The organism is Lysinibacillus sp. 1 U-2021, from assembly GCF_029916965.1.
GTDB classification, from domain to species: Bacteria; Bacillota; Bacilli; order Bacillales_A; family Planococcaceae; genus Lysinibacillus; species Lysinibacillus capsici.
This window is the reverse complement of record NZ_CP123966.1, coordinates 206,627-227,586: the sequence shown is the minus strand read 5'-3', so window position 1 is coordinate 227,586 and position 20,960 is coordinate 206,627. Positions and strand designations below refer to the sequence as shown.

Genomic DNA, 20,960 nt, shown 5'->3' with positions numbered 1-20,960 from the left:
ACTATGGGTATAATAATCATCGAAAAGTTCATAGCGAAAGAATGTAGGGGGGCTAGTAATTGCTAGCTGAGATTGTGTCCGGTAGACGCTGACCCTTTGAACCTGATTTGGCTCGTACCAGCGTAGGGAACATCTAATCAAAAAGCAAAGTTTTGAAGATTGATTGCAATACGTCTGGGAGGAATCCTAGGCGTTTTTTATGTTTTCAAGCAACAGCTTGCCAACATTGTATACGCTTTCTTCTGGTGACAACATTCATGCATGAACACTTTCATATTACAAACTGGGAGGCTTTCGCATGAAAAAATGGTTTTTTATTTTATTGGCAGCACTATTGACATTAGTAGGCTGTAGTGACAAGGATGACAAGCAGGCTGCTGACAAGCTGAAAAAGGTGTCTGTGGTACTGGATTGGACGCCGAATACAAATCATACAGGACTATATGCTGCAAAAAAACTCGGTTATTTTGAGGAACAGGGCTTAGATGTTGATATTATTATGCCTGGCGAGGCGGGCGCAGATCAGCTTGTTGCTTCTGGAAAGGCGGATTTTGGCGTGAGCTATCAGGAAGGCATAACACAGGCACGAGTACAGGGTGTGCCGCTGGTCTCCATCGCAGCAATTATACAGCATAATACATCTGGCTTTGCTTCTATTGCTTCGAAGGGCATTACATCGCCAAAGGATTTTGAAGGTAAAACCTATGGTGGTTGGGGCGCGCCATTAGAGCAAGCCGTTTTACAATCACTCATGCAAAAAGAAAAGGCAGATATTAATAAGCTAGATATCGTCAATGCAGGGGATTTAGATTTCTTCACAATGATGGAAAAAGATATAGATTTTGCTTGGATTTATTATGCATGGACTGGTATTGAGGCTGAGCTGCGTGGGGAAAAGATTAATATGCTATATCTTACAGACTATAGTGATCAATTGGATTATTATACGCCGGTTTTAGCTACAAATGAAAAAATGATACAGGACAACCCCGATGTAGTCAAAGCCTTTGTGGCAGCTGCATCGAAGGGCTATGAATACGCAATTAAAAACCCAAGTGAAGCGGCTGATATTTTAATCGAAGCGGCTCCTGATTTAGATAAAGCGTTAGTGCATAAAAGTCAGGAATGGCTGGCTGATAAATATCAGGATGATGCCAAGCAATGGGGAGAGCAAAAGCTTTCTGTGTGGGAAAATTATGCGAAATGGATGTCAAGCAATCAAGTACTAGAGGGCGAATTTGATGCGAAAAAAGCCTTTACTAATGATTTCTTACCTAAAAAGGAGGCCAAATAAGATGGCAAATTCATTAATCAGTGTACAAATCATTCCGAAGACAGAGAAATATGAAGATGTTATACCATATGTCGATGCAGCAATTGCGGTGATCGATGCTTCTGGGGTGAAATATGAGGTACATCCATTGGAAACAACGCTGGAGGGTGAGCTTTCAACATTGCTCCAAATCATTGAAAAAATGAATGAGAAAATGATTGAACTTGGTGCCATTAATGTCATTACACAAGTGAAAATTTTATATCAGCCAACAGGTATTACGATGGATACATTAACGGAGAAATATCAGTAATGAAACGTGCATTACAGAAGGGAAGGACGATAATTTTTATCGCCTTCCTCTTGTTCATATGGGAACTAATCGTGCGGTTTGCTGAAGTTCCTCATTGGTTAGTACCCACACCAAGTAGTATTTTGTCAGAAGCCATCCAGTCGTATCAAACCTTTCTACCACATGCATTCGCTACAGTACAATTAGCTCTACTAGGTTTGGCCATTGGCATCGCTTGTGGGCTAACGGTGGCAATAGTGTTGCATCGATTTACATTTATTCGAGAACTGTTTTATCCAATTCTTATTATGTCGCAGAATGTTCCTATTCTAGTCTTGGCACCGCTCCTTATTATTTGGTTTGGCTTTGGCTTATTACCGAAGCTTATCATTATCTGTCTTGTGTGCTTTTTCCCGATTGTCATTGCAGCGATGGATGGATTTAGACAAACAGCTCCAGAATTAAAGCATTATTTTGCCATGGTTGGTGCTACAAGGGCACAAACCTTTTGGAAGCTGGAATGGCCTTATGCCTATCCTGCTATTTTTTCAGGCATTAAAATTGCGGCTACATATAGTGTGATGGGGGCTGTGATTGCGGAGTGGCTTGGTGCAAAAAAGGGTATTGGTGTTTACATGACCCTAGCCCAATCCTCCTTCCGTACGGATCGCGTATTTGTGGCAATTTTTGCGATTGTTCTCTTGAGCTTACTATTGTTTAGTGGTATTCGTTTACTTGAAAAATTCATGGTGAAGGGAAGAGGCTATCATGCTCAGCATTCAAAACATCGCTAAATCCTTCGATGCGCTCAAAGTCCTTGATCAACTTTCTTTTGACGTCAAGGATGGAGAGTTTGTGGCCATCGTGGGTCCTTCAGGCAGTGGTAAAAGTACACTTTTTCAATTAATTGGTGGTGTTTCGCCAATTGATCAAGGAGCCATTTTATTGAATGGAGAGGATATCCAACAAAAAAAAGGAACGATTGGCTATATGCCACAGCAGCCATGTCTATTACCCTGGCGTACAATAGTAGAAAATGTCACGCTTGTAGAGGAATTACAACATAAATCAAATGTTGAACGTACCAAGGAATGGTTAGAAAAGGTTGGTCTTGCCTCTTTTATCCATGCCTACCCGAACGAACTGTCTGGAGGCATGCAGCAGCGTGTGTCCTTTATTCGAGCAATGGTCAGTGATAAGCCGATTTTATGCTTAGACGAACCATTTTCTGCGTTGGATGAATTTACTCGACTGGAAATGCAAGCATGGCTTTTATCTATCTGGGAGGAGTACCGCAAATCCATTCTATTTGTTACACATAGTATTGAGGAAGCTCTCTTTTTAGCAGATCGCATACTTGTACTATCCAAACGTCCTGCTACCGTTAAAAAGGAAATCATCGTGCCGTTTGAAAGACCTCGGAAAGAGGAAATTCGACATTCTGCAGCATTCACAGCATTAAAGCAACAATTGTTTATGTATTTACAGGAGGAAAAGGGTGATATGTATGTTGATTGATGCGCATATTCATTTGGATCAGTACACCGATGAGGAAATTTCTTCCTTATTAGAAGAAGTGAAAGCTGTAATCGCGGTTAGTATGCAACTTTCCTCTTGTGAAAGAACGTTGCGTTTATCGAATAGCTATCAGCAAGTAAAGGCTGCTTTTGGCTTTCATCCTGAACAGCCTTTACTAAGTCCAAATGATGAGACAGCTTTATTTGATTGGATTCGCTCGCATCAGGATGATATGGTTGCTATTGGTGAGGTGGGTCTACCTTATTATTTAAAACAAGAGCAAGCGATTGATGAACGTCCCTATGTGGCGCTATTAGAGCGTTTTGTTGTATTGGCGAAGGAGCTGGACAAGCCAATTGTGTTACACGCAGTATATGAGGACGCCCATATTGTGTGTGATTTGCTGGAAAAGCATCAGCTTCACGAAGCCCATTTTCATTGGTTTAAAGGGGATGAAGCTATTGTGAAGCGCATGATAGAGCGAGGTTATTTTATTTCTATTACGCCAGATTGCTTGTACGAAGAGGAAATTCAACAGCTAATTCATGTTTATCCCATTGAACTAATGATGGTAGAAACGGATGGTCCTTGGCCGTTTGAGGGACCGTTTACGAAGAAGCGTACATCTCCCTGGATGATGCACTCAACGATTGAGGTGATTGCCTCCATCAAAGGGCTATCAACACAGGAAGTGGCCAAAATTATTACGCAAAACACGAAAACATTTTATCGGCTTTAATAAGAAAAAGCAGTATAGGGTACGAGTTATTCGTCCTTATACTGCTTTTTATATTTCGTATAATCATGCTCTAATTTTTCGTTTTTTGTTTTCGTTAGACGTTCATGTGTACTAAAAGAGATAGATTGTCGATTTTTTTCAACATCTTTACCAACTGTGCGTTTAATGTGCATCCGCTTCTTTTTAGCTTTAGATTGTGACATGAGCATCGCCTCCAATTCATTTTTAATTCTATAGTAGCGAATAAGGAAGAAAAAGTAAAACCTCGTAAGCAAGATACTTACGAGGCTGTCGAGTGTATTAGTGAGATACGTCCTGTACAGAAATACCTGTGTTTGCTTTAACGTCAACTTCACGATACTTCGCATCATCTGTTTCTTTAGAAAGTAATGTGCCGATGAAACCACCAAGGAAACCAAGTGGTACAGAGATTAAGGCTGGGTTCGTTAACATAATTAAAGGATCACCAACGAAAATTGCCTTACCTTCAACTGGATTCCAAACGTTTGGAGACATAGCAACTAATACTAACGCAGAGATTAAACCTGTTAACATCGCAGTAACAGCACCCGCTGTATTAAAGCGTTTCCAATAAATTGTGTAGATGATAACTGGAAGGTTAGCAGATCCTGCGATACAGAATGCTAAAGATACTAAGAATGCAACGTTTAGTGTTTGTGCACCAAGTGCTAATAGGATAGAAATAACAGCGATTGTAATCGAACCGATACGAGCTGCAAGAACTTGCTCTTTTTCTGTAATTTTACCCTTTTTGATAATTTGTCCATAAATATCATGAGATAGGGCAGATGCACCAGAAAGTACAAGACCTGCTACTACCGCTAAAATTGTTGCGAATGCTACTGCACAAACGAATGAGAATAGAATGTCGCCACCAAGTGCTTCTGCAAGAAGTGGGGCAGCCATGTTACCAGCAGCGTTTGCTGCGATAATATCTTCTTTCCCAACGAATGCTGCTGCACCGAAGCCTAAGAAAATTGTTAGAACGTAGAAGATACCTACGATCCAAGTAGCCCAAATAACAGATGAACGAGCTGTTTTTGCGTCTTTTACTGTGAAGAAACGCATTAAGATATGTGGAAGACCCGCAGTACCTAATACTAACGCAATTAACATAGAGATTGTATCAAGTCCATTTGTATATTTAAGACCAGGGTTTAAATAAGCAGCACCGCTATCAGTAACTGTTGTCATTTCTTTAAACATTGTAGAGATACTGAAGCCGAACTCTTTTAATACTAAGAACGAAATAATAACTGTCCCTAACATTAAAAGACAAGCTTTAATAATTTGTACCCAAGATGTTGCTGTCATACCACCGAATAGTACGTAAGTTGTCATCATGAATCCTACGATTAATACGGCGATCCAATAGTCGATTCCTAAAAGTAATTGAATAAGTGCTCCTGCACCAACTAGTTGTGCAATCATGTAGAATAAAACAATTGTAATAGTGCTTAAAGCAGCTGTTCCACGAACTTTGGCGTTATCAAAACGCGCTGTAATCATGTCAGCTAATGTAAATTTCCCAAGGTTACGTAATGGCTCAGCAACGATATATAATACCACTAAGTAAGCTACTAAATAACCAATAGAGAAGAAGAATCCATCGAATCCAAATAATGCTACAGCACCAGCGATACCCAAGAAGGATGCTGCTGATAAATAGTCACCAGCGATAGCTAGTCCATTTTGCCAGCCTGTTAAGCCACCACCAGCAGTATAGAAATCACTTGCTGAAGATGTACGTTTTGATGCCCACCATGTAATAACTAATGTTAAACCAACAATGGCTACGAAGAAGAATATGGCTGTAAAACTCATTCCGTTACTCATCGGCGGCCACCTCCGTTCTCGTATTCAGCGATTATGGCTTTTGCTTCTCTATCGAAGCTATTTGCCTTTGCTACATATAAATGACATAACCCCCATGTCATGATGAAAAGTCCTGCTGCATAGATCCACACCCAAGTAATTTCCCCAAATGCCTTTTGGTGTAGAATTGTCGTGTACGATGTCAGAATTGGTAACAACATGTATGCCGATAAAAATATGGCAGTCATAGACCAAAGAAAAGAGTTCTTTCTTCGTACAAGAGACTTAAATGATTCTTGATTTGCAATTGAATCATAGTCAATCACGATACCTTTTTTTGCTTGATTGTTCGCCATTAACATTCCCCATTTTGTGTATATTTTTTCTACCTCAAGACTTGATTTTGCTAGTTTAGTGAATTCACATTTTCATTTTATGTAACAGTTCACAAAATTGCAATACATTTCAGAAAAATTATGTAAAAAAAATTTTTCAGAAAATACTCCTAAGAGAGAAAAAATGGCGCAAAGCCAAGAATATAAAGGGTTTTAGAAAATTCAGATAAATAAATGAAGTGAAGAGAAATCTAGATTCTTGACAAAAAACGAAGGGTAAATTTACAAAAAAATCTTGTTTTTTCAATTAAAAATAAACACTATTTACCTAGTGAAAATTGGATTTTTTCTGTTTTTTGGAAGTGAAATAATATTGTTCGATAAATAAATTGGTAGATATTGAATAACAAAAAAGGCGAAAAACTCGACCAAAAATCGAATTTTTTGCCTATTTTTTTGCATTTTTTGAATTGAGGTTCATTATGCAGGAGGTGTATAAATATTAATGTGAAATATCAGAGACAGACACGCCTGTATTTGCTTTCACACGAATTTCTTTATAAATACGTTCTGCTTCTTCCTGGGGCACTTTGTTAGATGAAAGGACAGTACCTAAGTACCCAGCAATAAAGCCTAATGGAATGGTAATAATCGCTGGAACAGCAAGTGGCACAAGTGGTTGTCCAACAAAGATAGCCGCACCTTCAACAGGGCTCCACACATTGGGTCCCATTGCTCCTAAAATTAAACATGATACTAACCCCGTTACCATTGCAGTTACAGCACCTGTAGAATTAAATTTCTTCCAATAGATTGTATAAAGGATTACAGGTAGGTTTGCTGATGCACCGATACAAAAGGCGAATGACACTAGGAATGAAACGTTTAAGTTTTGTGCAAACAGAGCAAGAATAATAGACACGATCGCAATCGAGATAGAGCCTGTACGCGCTGCGACTACCTGTTGCTTCTCTGTTAATTTACCGCCCTTAATGATTTCTCCATAAATATCATGAGAAATGGCTGAAGCCCCTGTTAGTACTAAACCAGAAACAACGGCTAAAATAGTCGCAAATGCCACTGCGCCGATAAATGCCATCAATACATCTCCACCTAAGTAATGCGCAAGAAGTGGAGCAGCTGTATTACCAGCCTTACTTTCAGCAAGAATTTGATCTAAACCTACAAAGTTTAATGCCCCGAACCCTAAGAAAATTGTTAATGAAAAGAAAATAGCTGTAATCCAAGTTGTCCAAGAAATAGAGGCACGTGCTGTCTTTGCATCCTTTACTGTAAAGAAACGCATTAAAATATGTGGTAAACCAGATGTTCCTAAAACTAAAGCCATCATCATCGAAACGGAGTCGATTGTGCTTGTATACTTAATTCCAGGTACAAGGAACTTTTCGCCATGATCTACTGCAATTGTGTCGAACATCTTCATAAGAGAGAAGTCAAATTTCATTAACACTAAGACCGCTAATAAACCTGTTCCGAATAATAAAAGACTTGCTTTAATGATTTGCACCCAAGAAGTCGCTGTCATACCACCAAACAATACATAAGTTGTCATCATAACACCGACAATTAAAACGGCAATCCAATACTCAATACCGAATAATAGCTTAATCAATGCACCAGCACCAACTAGCTGTGCAATCATATAAAGAATTACGATAATAATGGTCCCTGACGCTGCCACACCACGAATTCGCTTTTCATTAAAACGAGCCGTTAACATATCTGCTAACGTGTAGCGGCCTAAGTTTCGCATTGGCTCAGCAATAACATAAAGCAGCACTAAATTCGCTACTACATAGCCTACAGAGAAGAAGAAACCATCAAAGCCAGTTAAGGCAATTGCACCAGACACCCCAAGAAAGGCTGCCGCAGATAAATAGTCACCAGCAATCGCAAAGCCGTTTTGCCACCCCTTTAAACCACCACCAGCAGTGTAAAAATCAGCCGCAGAAGATGTACGTTTTGCTGCAATATAGGTAACAACAAGTGTTAAGCCAACAATAGCTAAAAAGAAACCTATAGATACGATATTCATTTATTTTCCACCTTTCGCCTGGTACTCTGCAAGAACAGCAGCTGCAGCTTTATCGAATGAAGCAGCTTTTTTTACATATACTGTACAAAGCACAATGGTCATGATAAATAATCCTGCAGAATAAACCCATACACCCGTAATATTTCCGAAGAATTTTTGTTGTAGTACAGGCTGGAAAGCAAGAATCGGAAGCAGGATATAAAGAATTAAAAACACTGCTGTAATCGAGAAAAGAAAGGTATTTTTCTTTTTTACAAAGCTATTAAACGATTCCATTGCTTCAATTGCATGATAATCAATTGATTGGGCCTGTTTTTTGCTTGAAACATTCGCCATTATTATTCCCCCTAAAGTTATATATTTCTGTTTTAAACGACATATTTCTTTTTCGTTCGTCGTTATATTCACTTATTTTATGGGGGAGAATCCTATAATGCAATACTAAATTTTGAGTTTTTATAATTTTTAGTTACTTTTGTTTTGAGGAAATAACATAGAAATAATAAGGATTTATTAGAAAAATTACGTTTAAAAGAGCATGCGGTTTTCTGATGAAATAATATTGTTAAAATAGTTTGTTGTTGATAAAAATGAATGTAGGAGAAAATACAAACATAAAAGAGAATTTTCTGTATTTTATTATTCTGCTATTAAATTCCAGGGGAGCTGGTTTGGTAGAAATAATTTGTTATATAACAATTATCTGAGATTTTGGGAAATAACGAAAATGATAAAAAAAAGCTATGAAAAAATTTTTAAAAAGGATGTGTCATTTGGAAGAATTAGTGAGGTGGAATTCCAGAATCAGTTAATGTTCACATGTTATACAAATAGCCATCTGGGTGTAAGTCCATTATCTTGTGTTTAGCTTCTATAATGAATAAAATAAGGTGATGAAATGAAGGGAAGTGGGCACCACTAATGACAAAGAAAAGTATATTGCTAGTTTTAGTTCTAGCATTTAGTAGCATTCTAGCTGCTTGCGGTAGTTACAAGTTTGAACCAACATTAAATCTCGAGGTTCAAGATTTCACAGTAACGAATCAAAAAAATGAACAAGTGACCCTAGATGATCTTAAAGGTAAGCCTTGGCTAGCCATGTTTATTTTTACAAACTGTACGACAATCTGTCCACCCATGACATTTAATATGACAGAAGTTCAACAAGCACTACAGGATGAAGGCCTTGAAGATTATCAAATTGTGGCATTTAGCGTGGATCCAGAAGTGGATAAGCCTGATGTTTTAACAAATTACTTAAATACGTATAATGTTGTAGATGAAAGCAAATGGCAGCTACTAACTGGCTATCAACAAAAATTCATTGAACAATTTGCACGTAAATCATTTAATTCATTAGTTAAAAACGATCCTAACTCAGACCAAGTCATACATATGTCGAGCTATTATTTAGTAAACGCAGACGGCACTGTTGTAAAAGACTATGATGGCGCGACAAACGTACCAGTTGAAACAATCGTTGGAGATATGAAGGCTCTTATTAAGGAGAGCAAATAACACAGAAGTCCATGTGACTTCTGTGTTTTTTTATGGAAGGAGGGGAAAGTAAGATGTACGCCTTTAAAAATCATTCGTCTCGATTTACTTTCCCAATATTGCAGCGAATGCGGCAATATTATATCGTTATATGCAGCAATGGTTCATTAACTTAAACTATTCAACTGATTAGTAAGAGGAGGGATTTTAATGAATAAACAGGACCAGCTTAACTTGATTAAGGACGACTTTATAGATTCTCAAAAGGTACTATTAGCAATTGGTGATGAAACCAGACAAGCTATTTTAATGGTATTAATGAGCACAGATTGTCAAACGGGATTGCGTGTAGGTGAAATCACAGAACAAACACATCTTTCTCGACCAGCTGTGTCTCATCATCTTAAGATTTTGCGAGATGCGGGTGTTATTTTAATGCGCAAAGAAGGTACAAAAAACTTCTACTATATAGATCTACGGACAAAACTAGGTTCGTTAAAAAATCTTGTTTTGGATATTGAAACGTTGTTAACGGAATTTTATTGACAATATAATAGGTTATCTGGAGGAATGAACGATGAAAGCAATGGTGATAGATCAATATGGCAAAGCCCCAATGCGCTTGGCAGAAGTGCCTACACCTGAAATAAATGAATATGAGGTACTTGCTGAAATCCATGCAGCAAGTATTAATCCGATTGATTTTAAAATCCGTGACGGGAAAGTGAAGCTGTTAATCCACTATAAAATGCCACTGATCCTTGGAAATGATTTTTCAGGGGTCGTCGTAAAAGTTGGCAAAAAAGTGACGCGTTTTAAAGTAGGAGATGCAATTTATGCACGTCCAAGGAAGAGTAAAATTGGTACTTTTGCGGAATATATCTCGATTCATGAAGATGACATAGCCCTAAAACCTAAAAATTTGAGCTTTGAGGAAGCTGCATCAATCCCACTGGTTGCCTTAACGTCATACCAAGCTTTACATGATATCATGCAATTACAAAAAGGACAAAAGATTTTAATTCATGCTGGCTCTGGTGGGGTAGGTACCTTTGCTATACAACTAGCAAAGGTAATGGGCGCCTCAGTGGCAACAACGGCTAGCGAAGCTGGTGCAAACTTAGTTACATCTTTGGGTGCAGATAAAGTGATTAATTATAAGAAAGAAAACTTTGAAGCTATACTGAAAAATTATGATGCAGTCTTTGATACGCTTGGAGGAAAGACCTTAGAAAAATCTTTCGAGATTATCAAGGATGGTGGAAAAATTGTCTCCATATCAGGCACGCCGAATGCTCGTTTCGCCAAAGAATATGGTTCAGGATTTTTCAAAACATTATTATTTTCAGCAGCAAGTCATAAACTGACCTCACTTGAAAAGAAATATCATGCTCAATATTCCTTCTTATTTATGAAACCAAGTGGCGATCAATTACGCATAATCGCCGATTTGATTGAGTCTGGCAAAATCAAACCAGTCATTGATAGAACTTTTTCATTTGAAGATGCTCAAAAGGCGATGGAATATGCGGAGTCAGGTAGAGCAAAAGGGAAGATCATCGTAAAAATTAAATAGCCTGTATGTTGTATTTTAACAAGAAAAGTACCTAATAACAGCAAACCTCAAATATAATAAGAGGCATCTGCTTTAGGATAGCTGTAGTCCAATATTGTGATGAGCGATGGTTCACCACTTGTGTTCTTTGAAGGCAAATAGAGCAAAGTTAGTCAGCCAATAAGCTTATAATTACCTATCTCCTAAACAATAGAACCATCGTTTGAGCATTATTTGTTCAAACGATGGTTTCGTCTTTGGTTCAAGCTGGGAAATGGAGTGCTTAATTGCTATAGTTATGGACGTTTTTATTCAATCCAAAGGTTGATAAAATCACATCATACTACAAGTAGGAGTGATAACAATGGATAAGGTACGTTATAAAGTAAGAGAAGTGTTGGACAAAAACAAAATTGATGCATTTTTGCAGCAAGCTCGCATTGGGCATTTGGGTATGGTTGATGGTCATTTGCCGTATGTTGTCCCCCTTAATTTTGTGTGGATAAATGGAGTGCTTTATTTCCATGGAGCCACTGGTGGGAGACGAAATCAAGTGATGGAAGAGAATCCACAGGTTTGCTTTACGGTTTGTGATGAATATGGAACCATTACCAATCCCGTACCTGCAAAGACAGACACGGCTTATATGAGTGTCATGGTTTTTGGCAAGGCTCAACCTATTTCCGATTTAAATGAAGCGACACACATGTTACAAGAAATGATAAATAAATATGTACCTGGTTACTATAATCGCCCCTTATCCCAGCAACACGTGGACAAATATCGATCAGCCGTTTTCGGAGGGCCTGTTCAGGTTTACCGTATTGATCCTCAACAAATTACCGCGAAAGAAAACCCAATTACCTTAGGGGAGATGTTCAATATTGAGAAAATCCCACATACATAGTATTGGTTTTAGAAATTGGTAAATCAAATCACTGTAAACTAGAATAAAGATGGATTAAAAAATATCCCATCCCTTAATCCTTATCTAATAGCAATATCAAAAACTCCATTTTGAAAAAAGATTGCTCAAAATGGAGTTACTCTCTTTAGATAAGTATGAGATTTTTATAAAAAAGTTTAATCATTTTTCAGCTATGCTGTTCCACAATTGGCCCGATTGTGGAACATCTATTTTTAACTGCCCCTAAAGTAAACCTCAAACTTTTATTTGGTAATGACATATTAAAGCATGATTTATTCACGCATCTTACCTAATAAGTAGTCTCGATGCTTCAAACTTAAATCAAAGTATTTAAAAGTACCTTCGTGTATTTGTTTCAACACTTGATTAAAAACTCGATAGGCAAAATCGTATTGTGATTTTGTAATCCCATTATTGTATAGAGCCTCTTCTAATTCCTCTTTATCTTTTTCAATGATTTCTCCAGTTGGTAATACAACAATATCTAAAAATAAGTCCATCATATAGGGTTCTCCATTGTCAAAGCTATTTTCATATGTGATATCTATGTACCACTGAATAATTTCTCCATTTTCATTAAACATGGATGTAATAGCGAAATTTTCATTGAGTGGTAGTTGCTGTAACCATAAGTAATTGTTATCAACAATACAAAGCTTTTTAATTGAATATTCAGTTATTAATGGTTCTTTTACTTCATTCATTTTTATAAGAGCAATAAATCCATTAAAATCTTTGTCATTTATCTGCTCTATAGAATAGTCGCGTTGTATAATTCTAGTCCAATCATTTCTATGTAAAAACCGTTTTTTCAAAAGATAATCGCTCCTCAATTAATGTTATTGGTAAATTATAACATATAAGTGAGTTTAAAATATATATAACATATCCGTAGAGTTTTGTACCATTGCATAAAATAATGATATTCAACAATCTGGCCCGTTTGTTGAACAAAAAAATCCTACATAGCAACACAGGATTTTTAATCAAACTTTATAATGAATGATCAATCTTTGTTTTAAACGTTCAATTCTTTTTTAAAACTACAATATAAGGATAGTGTTTTTTTATTGTACCTAATTTTATGGACTGCTAAAATTCGCAATTTTGGATGTTTTTTATCAATCCGTATTACGTTATGCTAAGACCGTTCATTTATTCGCAAGGAGGGGAAGTGCTACTGTTTAGTTCAGGTAGATTGACATTTTATCAAAAAGCGGCAAGTAAGGCGTTACTTGGAATCAAGCAAATTGAAATTTTAGGAATGACATGTTACATAAAGAGGGCTAATGACAATAGGAAAACGACATTCCACAAGGGAACAGTCCTTAAAGGACGAGAATACGTGATGAATTTCTAGTATGAAGAAGAGATTAAAATAATTTGTAGAAAGGTAGGAAAGTGTATGAACTCAACATCCGTTTCACTGAATGTACGTGATTTCCTGTCGCCCACCATCGCTGCTTTTATATCTGTCTTAGTTAACTATGGGGGCACTTTTATCTTGGTGTTTCAGGCTGCCAAGGTTGCTGGTCTAAGTCCAGAAATGACTGCATCATGGATATGGTCGATTTCCATTGGTGTGGGGGTAACGGGTATCTGGCTAAGTTACCGATATCGTGAACCCATTATTACAGCTTGGTCAACACCAGGCGTGGCGTTTCTTGTTTCAGCTTTAGCTGTTACCCCATATGCTGAAGCCATTGGAGCTTATATTATTTCTGCAATAGCATTTGTTTTGTTAGGTTTATCAGGTATGTTCGAACGTTTTGTCCAACTTATTCCTCCAGGTATTGCTTCAGGTCTACTGGCAGGTATTTTATTACAATTTGGTATTTCAGCCTTTGGTGGTGCGAAAGTGGAACCTTTACTTGTCATCGTCCTGTTTACTACGTATATCGTATTAAGAAGGTTTACATCTCGCTATGCAATTGTCGGTATTCTAGTCATTGGCTTGATTTATTTAATAAGTATGGGGCAGGTAGATTTCAGCCATATCGAGTTAGCCTTCGCGTCTCCTGTATTTGTTACGCCAACATTTTCTCTACATGCATTATTGGGTGTCGCTTTGCCGCTTTTTATTATTACCTTAACAGGACAGTACATGCCAGGCATGTTAGTGTTGCGAAATGATGGATTTAAAACGAGTGCCAATCCGATTTTGGTTGTAACAGGATTGGGATCACTCCTGACAGCACCCTTTGGATCACATGCTTTTAACATAGCAGCCATTACAGCAGCCATCTGTACGGGGAAGGACGCTCATGAGGATTCAAGAAAACGTTATATTGCAGGTATTGTCTGTGGCATTTTTTATATAATTGTCGGAATTTTTGGGGTAACATTGGCTGCATTGTTTTTAATTCTCCCAGCTACGTTCATTGCAACATTAGCGGGATTAGCGTTGCTAGGCACAATTGGTAGTAGCCTTGCCAATGCTTTAACAAATCCTATTGGACGCGAAACAGCACTCATTACTTTTTTGGCAACAGCCGCAAATGTTACTTTACTTGGAGTTGGCGGGGCATTTTGGGGGCTTGTAGCTGGTTTGGGCGCACATGTATTAATAAATGTTCCATTGCTCAGAAAACAGCAAAGCATAAATGAGGGACAACAAATTAGACAAAGATAATATCACTACGAAAGGTGGTTTTTAACATCGATACGACGAAATCAATAGAAGCCTTCGAAATAGCAAAAAAGCTTATGCCTGGTGGGGTAAATAGCCCAGTGAGAGCATTTCAATCAGTTGGGATGGAGCCGATTTTTATGAGTCACGGGAAAGGCTCGCAAATATATGATATTGATGGCAATCGCTATATAGATTATGTTCTATCTTGGGGCCCATTAATTCATGGACATGCAGATAAGGAAGTTTCAGATGCACTCCTTGAAGCCATCAAGAGGGGGACAAGTTTTGGATTGCCAACTTTACAAGAAAATAAGCTAGCAACATTAATAGCTACTCGCATACCTTCCATAGAGAAGATTCGAATGGTTAATTCGGGTACAGAAGCGACAATGAGCGCCATTAGACTAGCTAGAGGCTTTACTGGCAAAGATATGATTGTGAAATTTGATGGAAACTATCATGGGCACAGTGATCATCTATTAGTAAAGGCAGGCTCAGGTATTGCCACATTCAGCCTTCCTGATAGTCTGGGTGTGCCTTTAGAGATCACTAAGCATACAATCTCCATTCCTTATAATAATATCGAAGTCCTGAAAACGATCTTTGATAAATATGGCTCACAAATTGCAGCAGTCATCGTAGAACCGTTTGCAGGCAATATGGCGGGAATACCAGCTAACCCTGAATTTCTTCAAGCAATACGGTCCTTCACTACAAAGTATGGTGGATTATTTATACTCGATGAGGTCATGACTGGTTTTCGTATAGATTACCACTCTGCTCAAGGGCTTTATAACATAAAACCAGACTTAACATGTTTAGGAAAGATCATTGGTGGAGGGATGCCTGTTGGGGCATATGGTGGAAAAAAAGAAATCATGAATCACATTGCACCTGAAGGTAGTATTTATCAGGCTGGAACCTTATCGGGTAATCCAATGGCTATGGTAGCAGGGTATACCACAATCAATAAATTAAATCATAACAGTTATACGTATATCGAAGCGTTAGCAGAGCGGCTTATTCAAGGCTTATCAAAAGTAGCGCATAACAATCATATTCCACTTAAAACAACGAAAGCTGGGACAATGATTGGCTACGCATTCATCGATCATCCCTTACAAAATTTTGATGATGCTCAAAAAATAGATGCTGAGATGTTTCGCCGTTTTTATAAAGAAATGATTAAACAGGGTATACTTCTACCTCCTTCTCAATATGAAAGCATATTTATCTCGACTGCTCATTCCATACATGATATTGATAGAACGATTCATGCTGCGGATGTAGCCTTTAAAAGGATGTCGTGTAATTAGATGATGCAAAGTGGACTACAAACATCCTATATCTATAAAATGATCGATTTGATAGTATAATAATTATGGACTGGACAAAACGATTAATTTTCGCATATTTTAACAATCTCTATTCTAACTGGAAGTGAATTGAATGTTACAAGTTAACCGAGACGATAAAAATCCCATATGGCAACAGTTACTTGACCAAGCTATTCATCATATTACAACAGGCAAATGGCCCCCAGGGGAATTACTTCCTCCATCCCGAGAACTCGCCTTATTAGTAGGTGTTTCACGCTCAACCATACAAATTGTGTATGAGGAATTATTTAGTCGAGGGTATACCGTGACAAATTGGCGTGGAGGAACAAGAGTAAGTGAATGGGGATTTAAAACCAACTTGGCAGAAGAGGTGATTCCTCAAGGACCATCCACGCCAACATTACCTTTATTAAACGTGGCAGTTGATGAATTAAACAATTGGTTTAGAGGCAAAGAACATGGAAACGTCGCAATCGATTTTTGTCCCCATGAGCCATATTTGGACGAGCATTTCCGAAAAACTTGGCGACAATCGTTTTTACAGGCTTCAGCAGAAACAGATCTGACCAATTGGGGCTATGGCGATGCCTACGGTTTCACACCGCTCCGTGAACAGATTCAACGTTACCTGACATTTGAAAGAGGGGTACATGTAGAGATTGACCAAATCATCTTAACCTCTGGCGCACAGCATAGCATCGATCTGATTGCCCAAGCCCTTCTTAAGGAAGGAGAAACGGTTTCTGTTGAAGATCCAGGCTTTCCTGCAGCCTGGATGACCATGAAATATCGGCGTATGAATGTTGTTGCTGTACCCGTGGATGAGTATGGCGTACAAGTAGAGCAGATTGATCCACAAACCAAGCTTATTTTTGTTACACCTTCTCACCAATGTGCGGTTGGTGTCATAATGTCTGAGCCACGCAAACAACAATTGCTGCAAAAATCCGCGAAAAATAAATTCTGGATTGTAGAAGATGATTATGATGGTGAGTTCAGGTATCGAGGTGGCCCGCTTCCTACCTTGTTTAGCCAACAACCTCACAACATATTATATATGATGAGTTTTTCTAAAATGGTTGCTCCTGGCATACGAATATCGGCTGTTATCGGCCCCAAAGATGCTATTCGTCAGCTTGCGCAAGTACAACAATTAACCTATCGGCATCTTCCCATTATGGAGCAATTAACGCTTGCTCATTTTATTGAGCACGGTCATTTTATGCGTCATATGAGGAGAGCCAGAAATGTCTATCGACGTAGACATGAAGCGATGACAAAGGCAATCATGGCGACAGGACTAGCCGAACGTTTCAAGCTAAGTGGCATTGAAACGGGTTTGCATATGCTTCTTGAGGCGGAAGAATCGTTTGATGAAGAAGCAATGACGAACCTCGCACTCGAAAATGGGATACGTGTTTATCCACTGAGCAAATATTGCTTAGAAAATAATCGAAAAGGATGGGTACTCGGCTTTGCTAAAATTGATGAGCAAGCCATTGAGGAAGGCATTTTTCGTCTTGCAAAGATCCTCTTGCAAGAAACGTAATCATTAGCCGGGCATAAAGGGAATTGGGGGTTGCGATACTATGCCATACATCCATGAGTTTGGAATCATTGCTTGTATAGAAAAAGACAAGGAGTATGCTGCTTATGAACCTGAAAAATACAATTGCATCGGTGTAGATGGTGATCTCTTTGATGAACTGCTTTCTAAGGATTTTGGCAAAAAAATACATCACCTCGAAACTTTTGCACACAACACAAATAGGCCATTTAAAAGTCTCGCCTATTGGGGAATAACCTTGATACCACCAAGCTCTCATAAACAATTTTTAAATATGGTGTGTGAAGCCAATGTCGAATACCAATCTGCAGAACTTGAAGAATTAATCAAAAAAATAGCTGAAGCAATAAAACAAGATAAATGGATGATTCATTATGGTGTTTAATTTTTACCAATACATACAGGTAAGGGGAAGAGGCGATTGTTCAATTAGAGCAATCGCTTCTTACTATTAATGGGGAGATGAATGACAGTTTCCTAAAAAGTTTCAAAAATTTTGAACGAAATGCAACAATGGTGAGTCTAATGAGAGAAGGAGGCGAAAAAGGATGAAATTTGAATTAGAGCAGCGTGCTATACGTGGAGATCAAGAAGCGATACTTTCACTCATTGAAATGGATGAGGATATTTTATATCGCATGGCCTTTACATATATGAAAAATGAGCAAGATGCTATGGACGTAATGCAGGAGCTTGTTTACAAAGCACTCAAAAAAATGCATACCGTTCAACAGCACGAATATGCCAGAACATGGCTTGTGCGCGTCTTAATCAATTGTTGTAAAGACCATTTACGAAAACGTCCACCGACTGTTCAGATTGAGGAACACCACTTATCTGAATGGGTCATCTACTCAGATATGGAGAGATTATTGGAACATTTGTCTTTATCGGAGCAGCAACTCGTCTATATGAAATATTTCCAGCAACTAAAAAATAAAGAAATTGCTGAGCTCAATCAAATTCCTGAGGGGACTGTAAAATCTAAGCTTCATCAAATTTTAAAGAAGCTAAGAAGCTTTGCTAGAGAAAAGGAGGACTGGCTATGAGTAAACCATTAATTGACGTTCCAAAGGAGAAACTGCAACAAGTTCGCATGGACATGTTTCGGAAAGTTCAACGAGAAAAAAGAAGAAAGAAGCGCATTGTTTCGGCTACATTCATCGCCATGCTTTGTCTAAGCCTACTCTTTTCAATTCGCGTCTCGCCAACGATTGCTAGTCAAGTTGCCAAAATACCTGGCTTTCAAGCAATTGTAACAGCGATTGCAATAGATAAAGGAATAAAAGATATTGTAGATCATGAATACTATGAAGAAATCAATGTGACGCAATCTAGAAAAGGTCTAGCACTTACATTGCAGGGCGTGATTGCCGATAATTTAGGATTTGTCCTGTTCTATGACGCTGATGCCTCATTTGATATTTCAAAATTAAACTTAGAGAAAGTTCAATTGTTTCAAGGAGATGAGGAGATTGAATGCGGCTGTACGTTTACCATGAATGCAAGCAATCAAACATACATCTCTTCATCAGTGAAATATAGTTTTTTAAAGCCTATCGCCTATACTTCCAAGGATTTTAAAGCAGTTTTTCACTTTCAGGATGAAGAGAAGGGTAACATTGAAATATCTTTACCGTTTTCACTGAAAAACGAGATCGCAAAGGAGAAAATTTCTACTGTAAATCGTACGATTGATGTCAATGGACAGAAATTTACGATTACACAAATTCGCCGTTCACCATTAAAAGTGGCACTCGATATTGAGGTAGCTAAAGATAATACAATGCAACTATTAGCGCTGGATGATGTTGCCATCATGACAGAAAGCGGTGAACGTAGAGATAGTATTAGAAATGATATTTCAACAGATGGAAATATTCGCGATGGCCAATTTACGCTCTATTTGCAAAGTAATTATTTCGATGATCCCGCGTCATTGACGGTTATGATTGGGGCCGTTCAAGCTGTGCCGAAGGGTGAGGATTTTATCGAATTTGATTTTGGCACAAAAGAAATACTCACGAAGCCTACTTATTTTAAGGGGGACATTTCAATAGAACAGCAAAGTGTAGCAGTTAAGATGAATAAAAATAATGAAGGCAAACTATTAATGCTCTCTGACGCCATAAAAGAAGATGGCACGCCATTAGAATTCAACAGTTTGACCATTTCACGAGACGAGCAGTATGTAGTAGAGACATCACAATTTGAAGAATATAATGGGAAAGTTAAGCTATATTTGAACTATTATCCTAATCCGATTGGGGAAAATATTGAAGTAAACATTCCATTACAATAAAATGCAACAGCTATTCAAAAAGACGAATCTTTTGAATAGCTGTTTTGCTCTTTTGACTGCAAGGGTTGGGGGCTTCTTTTCTAAACAGCTTGATAGATGATAAATTAAATAGGCACTTAATTTAGTTATAATAGGGGTAACGATATCTTTAAATTTGAAGCGGTTATATTTTCTTGATTTAGTTACATAGCTAGCTCTTTTTTCTTTTTGAACTTATAGTGTAGGTAGTTATAGAAATTTAAGGTAAACTTACTTTAAACGGAGGTGGAAAATGGACTCTTTAGAATTAAACAAATCAAAATATATGGTCTCTAATATCAAAGACATTTTGCAGAATAAGCTTATTCTTGCAAAACCGTTGACTAAAGATGACATCAAAGAATTAAACCTAGTCAATCCCCCTGTATACAATAAAGAAAAGTATCTTATTCAGGAACAGTGGTTATACAGCATGAATATTGGGGAATGGGAGGATGTAGAGATTATTATCCAAGGAAATAATGAAAATCCTGAGGTGAGAATAATCGAACTAGCAGAAAGAATTTTCGATGAACTCCATTTACATATAAGCTGCGCATTGGCGTATTTACATAAGTTTTTTCCTAATCAAGAAATAAACAGTTATTATTTATCCACAATAAGCTTTGGAAATATGGCTAACTTTGATAGTTATATCTTTTCAGGCTTTAGTTTAGCTTTTATTTATGAGGGTCACTTTGAGTTTCAGTATAAAGTGAAATTTAAAGAAAATGGTTGGCCTATTGGTTTTGAGGGTGGACCACTTTAATTCAAGGGGGGAGAAATAGTTATCCCATGACAAAATCGTTTTGAAAAGAGGGAGTTGAATGGAAGGTTTTTTCTTCATACTGATAGGCTTTTTAATTGTTGTTGCAAATGTGATTGGGTTTGTATTCTACAAAAAAAGAAAAATCTATATAATGCTGCTTTTATCATTTTACTACTGGCAGGTGTATTTGGTGGACTAGGAAGTGTATTAGCACTAATTATTATTCGTGATCCCTTTGCATTATTCTATGGATTGAACATTGCTTATTATTTACTCATTAATAGTTTGATTGTATTTATTCTG

Annotated in this window: 22 protein-coding genes and 1 riboswitch; of the genes, 16 read left to right on the top strand and 6 right to left on the bottom strand. The window is 37.7% G+C overall.

Translation table 11 applies throughout. The features are described 5' to 3' along the window. The first annotated feature begins 35 nt into the window (after nt 1-35). Nucleotides 36-146, top strand: a riboswitch (TPP riboswitch). 152 nt (nt 147-298) lie between these two features. From QH639_RS01185 to QH639_RS01165, 5 genes are read left to right on the top strand one after another with little or no spacing between them, the layout of a single operon-like run. Further along, nucleotides 299-1,294 carry an ABC transporter substrate-binding protein gene (locus QH639_RS01185; protein WP_131520153.1) on the top strand — a complete coding sequence of 332 codons (996 nt, stop codon included), beginning with the start codon at nt 299-301 and terminating at the stop codon, nt 1,292-1,294. A gap of 1 nt (nt 1,295) precedes the next feature. Then, the gene (locus QH639_RS01180) at nt 1,296-1,586 is read left to right on the top strand and encodes a thiamine-binding protein (RefSeq protein WP_131520154.1); all 291 of its coding nucleotides are present in this window, start codon (nt 1,296-1,298) and stop codon (nt 1,584-1,586) included. After that, nucleotides 1,586-2,359 (top strand): ABC transporter permease, encoded by a 774-nt coding sequence (locus QH639_RS01175; protein WP_131520155.1) that lies wholly within the window; start codon nt 1,586-1,588, stop codon nt 2,357-2,359. The genes QH639_RS01180 and QH639_RS01175 overlap by 1 nt, the downstream gene beginning before the upstream one ends. After that, nucleotides 2,334-3,083, top strand: coding sequence for an ABC transporter ATP-binding protein (locus tag QH639_RS01170; RefSeq protein ID WP_281115555.1), 750 nt, complete (start codon nt 2,334-2,336; stop codon nt 3,081-3,083). Before QH639_RS01175 ends, QH639_RS01170 begins: the two co-directional genes overlap by 26 nt. Continuing rightward, nucleotides 3,073-3,822 carry a TatD family hydrolase gene (locus tag QH639_RS01165; protein ID WP_281116173.1) on the top strand — a complete coding sequence of 250 codons (750 nt, stop codon included), beginning with the start codon at nt 3,073-3,075 and terminating at the stop codon, nt 3,820-3,822. Before QH639_RS01170 ends, QH639_RS01165 begins: the two co-directional genes overlap by 11 nt. Nucleotides 3,823-3,848: 26 nt before the next feature. Here the strand turns inward: QH639_RS01165 and QH639_RS01160 are convergent, their stop codons facing one another. The 5 genes from QH639_RS01160 to QH639_RS01140 form a co-directional block, all read right to left on the bottom strand. Further along, nucleotides 3,849-4,025: a hypothetical protein gene (locus QH639_RS01160; RefSeq protein ID WP_004227938.1), complete on the bottom strand. Its 177-nt coding sequence runs from the start codon at nt 4,023-4,025 to the stop codon at nt 3,849-3,851. A 97-nt stretch (nt 4,026-4,122) separates the two neighbouring features. Continuing rightward, nucleotides 4,123-5,667 carry a solute symporter family protein gene (locus tag QH639_RS01155; protein ID WP_036079363.1) on the bottom strand — a complete coding sequence of 515 codons (1,545 nt, stop codon included), beginning with the start codon at nt 5,665-5,667 and terminating at the stop codon, nt 4,123-4,125. A gap of 8 nt (nt 5,668-5,675) precedes the next feature. Further along, complete coding sequence (locus QH639_RS01150) at nt 5,676-6,014, bottom strand: DUF485 domain-containing protein (protein ID WP_048393058.1); 339 nt, start codon at nt 6,012-6,014, stop codon at nt 5,676-5,678. A gap of 481 nt (nt 6,015-6,495) precedes the next feature. Further along, nucleotides 6,496-8,049, bottom strand: coding sequence for a solute symporter family protein (locus QH639_RS01145; protein WP_004227944.1), 1,554 nt, complete (start codon nt 8,047-8,049; stop codon nt 6,496-6,498). Continuing rightward, nucleotides 8,050-8,385, bottom strand: a complete 336-nt coding sequence (locus QH639_RS01140) for a DUF485 domain-containing protein (RefSeq protein WP_004227946.1) — start codon at nt 8,383-8,385, stop codon at nt 8,050-8,052. 585 nt (nt 8,386-8,970) lie between these two features. Between QH639_RS01140 and QH639_RS01135 the strand changes: the two genes are divergently transcribed. From QH639_RS01135 to QH639_RS01120, 4 genes are all read left to right on the top strand, one after another. Beyond that, nucleotides 8,971-9,567, top strand: a complete 597-nt coding sequence (locus QH639_RS01135; protein WP_004227948.1) for an SCO family protein — start codon at nt 8,971-8,973, stop codon at nt 9,565-9,567. A 189-nt stretch (nt 9,568-9,756) separates the two neighbouring features. Further along, entirely contained in the window at nt 9,757-10,092 is a 336-nt protein-coding gene (locus tag QH639_RS01130) for an ArsR/SmtB family transcription factor (RefSeq protein ID WP_281115554.1), read from the top strand. Between the two features lie 31 nt (nt 10,093-10,123). Next, nucleotides 10,124-11,122, top strand: a complete 999-nt coding sequence (locus tag QH639_RS01125; protein WP_281115553.1) for an NADP-dependent oxidoreductase — start codon at nt 10,124-10,126, stop codon at nt 11,120-11,122. Between the two features lie 343 nt (nt 11,123-11,465). Beyond that, entirely contained in the window at nt 11,466-12,008 is a 543-nt protein-coding gene (locus tag QH639_RS01120) for a pyridoxamine 5'-phosphate oxidase family protein (protein ID WP_281115552.1), read from the top strand. A 293-nt stretch (nt 12,009-12,301) separates the two neighbouring features. On the opposite strand, the gene QH639_RS01115 is transcribed toward QH639_RS01120, so the two are convergent. Then, the gene (locus tag QH639_RS01115) at nt 12,302-12,844 is read right to left on the bottom strand and encodes a ribonuclease FAU-1 family protein (RefSeq protein ID WP_281115551.1); all 543 of its coding nucleotides are present in this window, start codon (nt 12,842-12,844) and stop codon (nt 12,302-12,304) included. Between the two features lie 590 nt (nt 12,845-13,434). On the opposite strand from QH639_RS01115, the gene QH639_RS01110 reads away from it, so the two are divergent. From QH639_RS01110 to QH639_RS01080, 7 genes are all read left to right on the top strand, one after another. Then, nucleotides 13,435-14,661, top strand: a complete 1,227-nt coding sequence (locus QH639_RS01110) for a benzoate/H(+) symporter BenE family transporter (RefSeq protein ID WP_281115550.1) — start codon at nt 13,435-13,437, stop codon at nt 14,659-14,661. Nucleotides 14,662-14,675: 14 nt separating this feature from the next. Beyond that, nucleotides 14,676-15,977, top strand: coding sequence for a glutamate-1-semialdehyde 2,1-aminomutase (hemL, locus tag QH639_RS01105; protein ID WP_481817315.1), 1,302 nt, complete (start codon nt 14,676-14,678; stop codon nt 15,975-15,977). Nucleotides 15,978-16,110: 133 nt separating this feature from the next. Next, nucleotides 16,111-17,550, top strand: coding sequence for a MocR-like pyridoxine biosynthesis transcription factor PdxR (gene pdxR, locus QH639_RS01100; protein ID WP_281115549.1), 1,440 nt, complete (start codon nt 16,111-16,113; stop codon nt 17,548-17,550). Nucleotides 17,551-17,590: 40 nt separating this feature from the next. After that, complete coding sequence (locus QH639_RS01095; RefSeq protein ID WP_131520164.1) at nt 17,591-17,953, top strand: hypothetical protein; 363 nt, start codon at nt 17,591-17,593, stop codon at nt 17,951-17,953. A 163-nt stretch (nt 17,954-18,116) separates the two neighbouring features. Next, complete coding sequence (locus QH639_RS01090; RefSeq protein ID WP_281115548.1) at nt 18,117-18,617, top strand: sigma-70 family RNA polymerase sigma factor; 501 nt, start codon at nt 18,117-18,119, stop codon at nt 18,615-18,617. Next, entirely contained in the window at nt 18,614-19,870 is a 1,257-nt protein-coding gene (locus QH639_RS01085) for a DUF4179 domain-containing protein (RefSeq protein WP_237897999.1), read from the top strand. Before QH639_RS01090 ends, QH639_RS01085 begins: the two co-directional genes overlap by 4 nt. A 271-nt stretch (nt 19,871-20,141) precedes the next feature. Beyond that, the gene (locus QH639_RS01080; protein WP_281115547.1) at nt 20,142-20,657 is read left to right on the top strand and encodes a hypothetical protein; all 516 of its coding nucleotides are present in this window, start codon (nt 20,142-20,144) and stop codon (nt 20,655-20,657) included. Nucleotides 20,658-20,960: the final 303 nt, after the last annotated feature.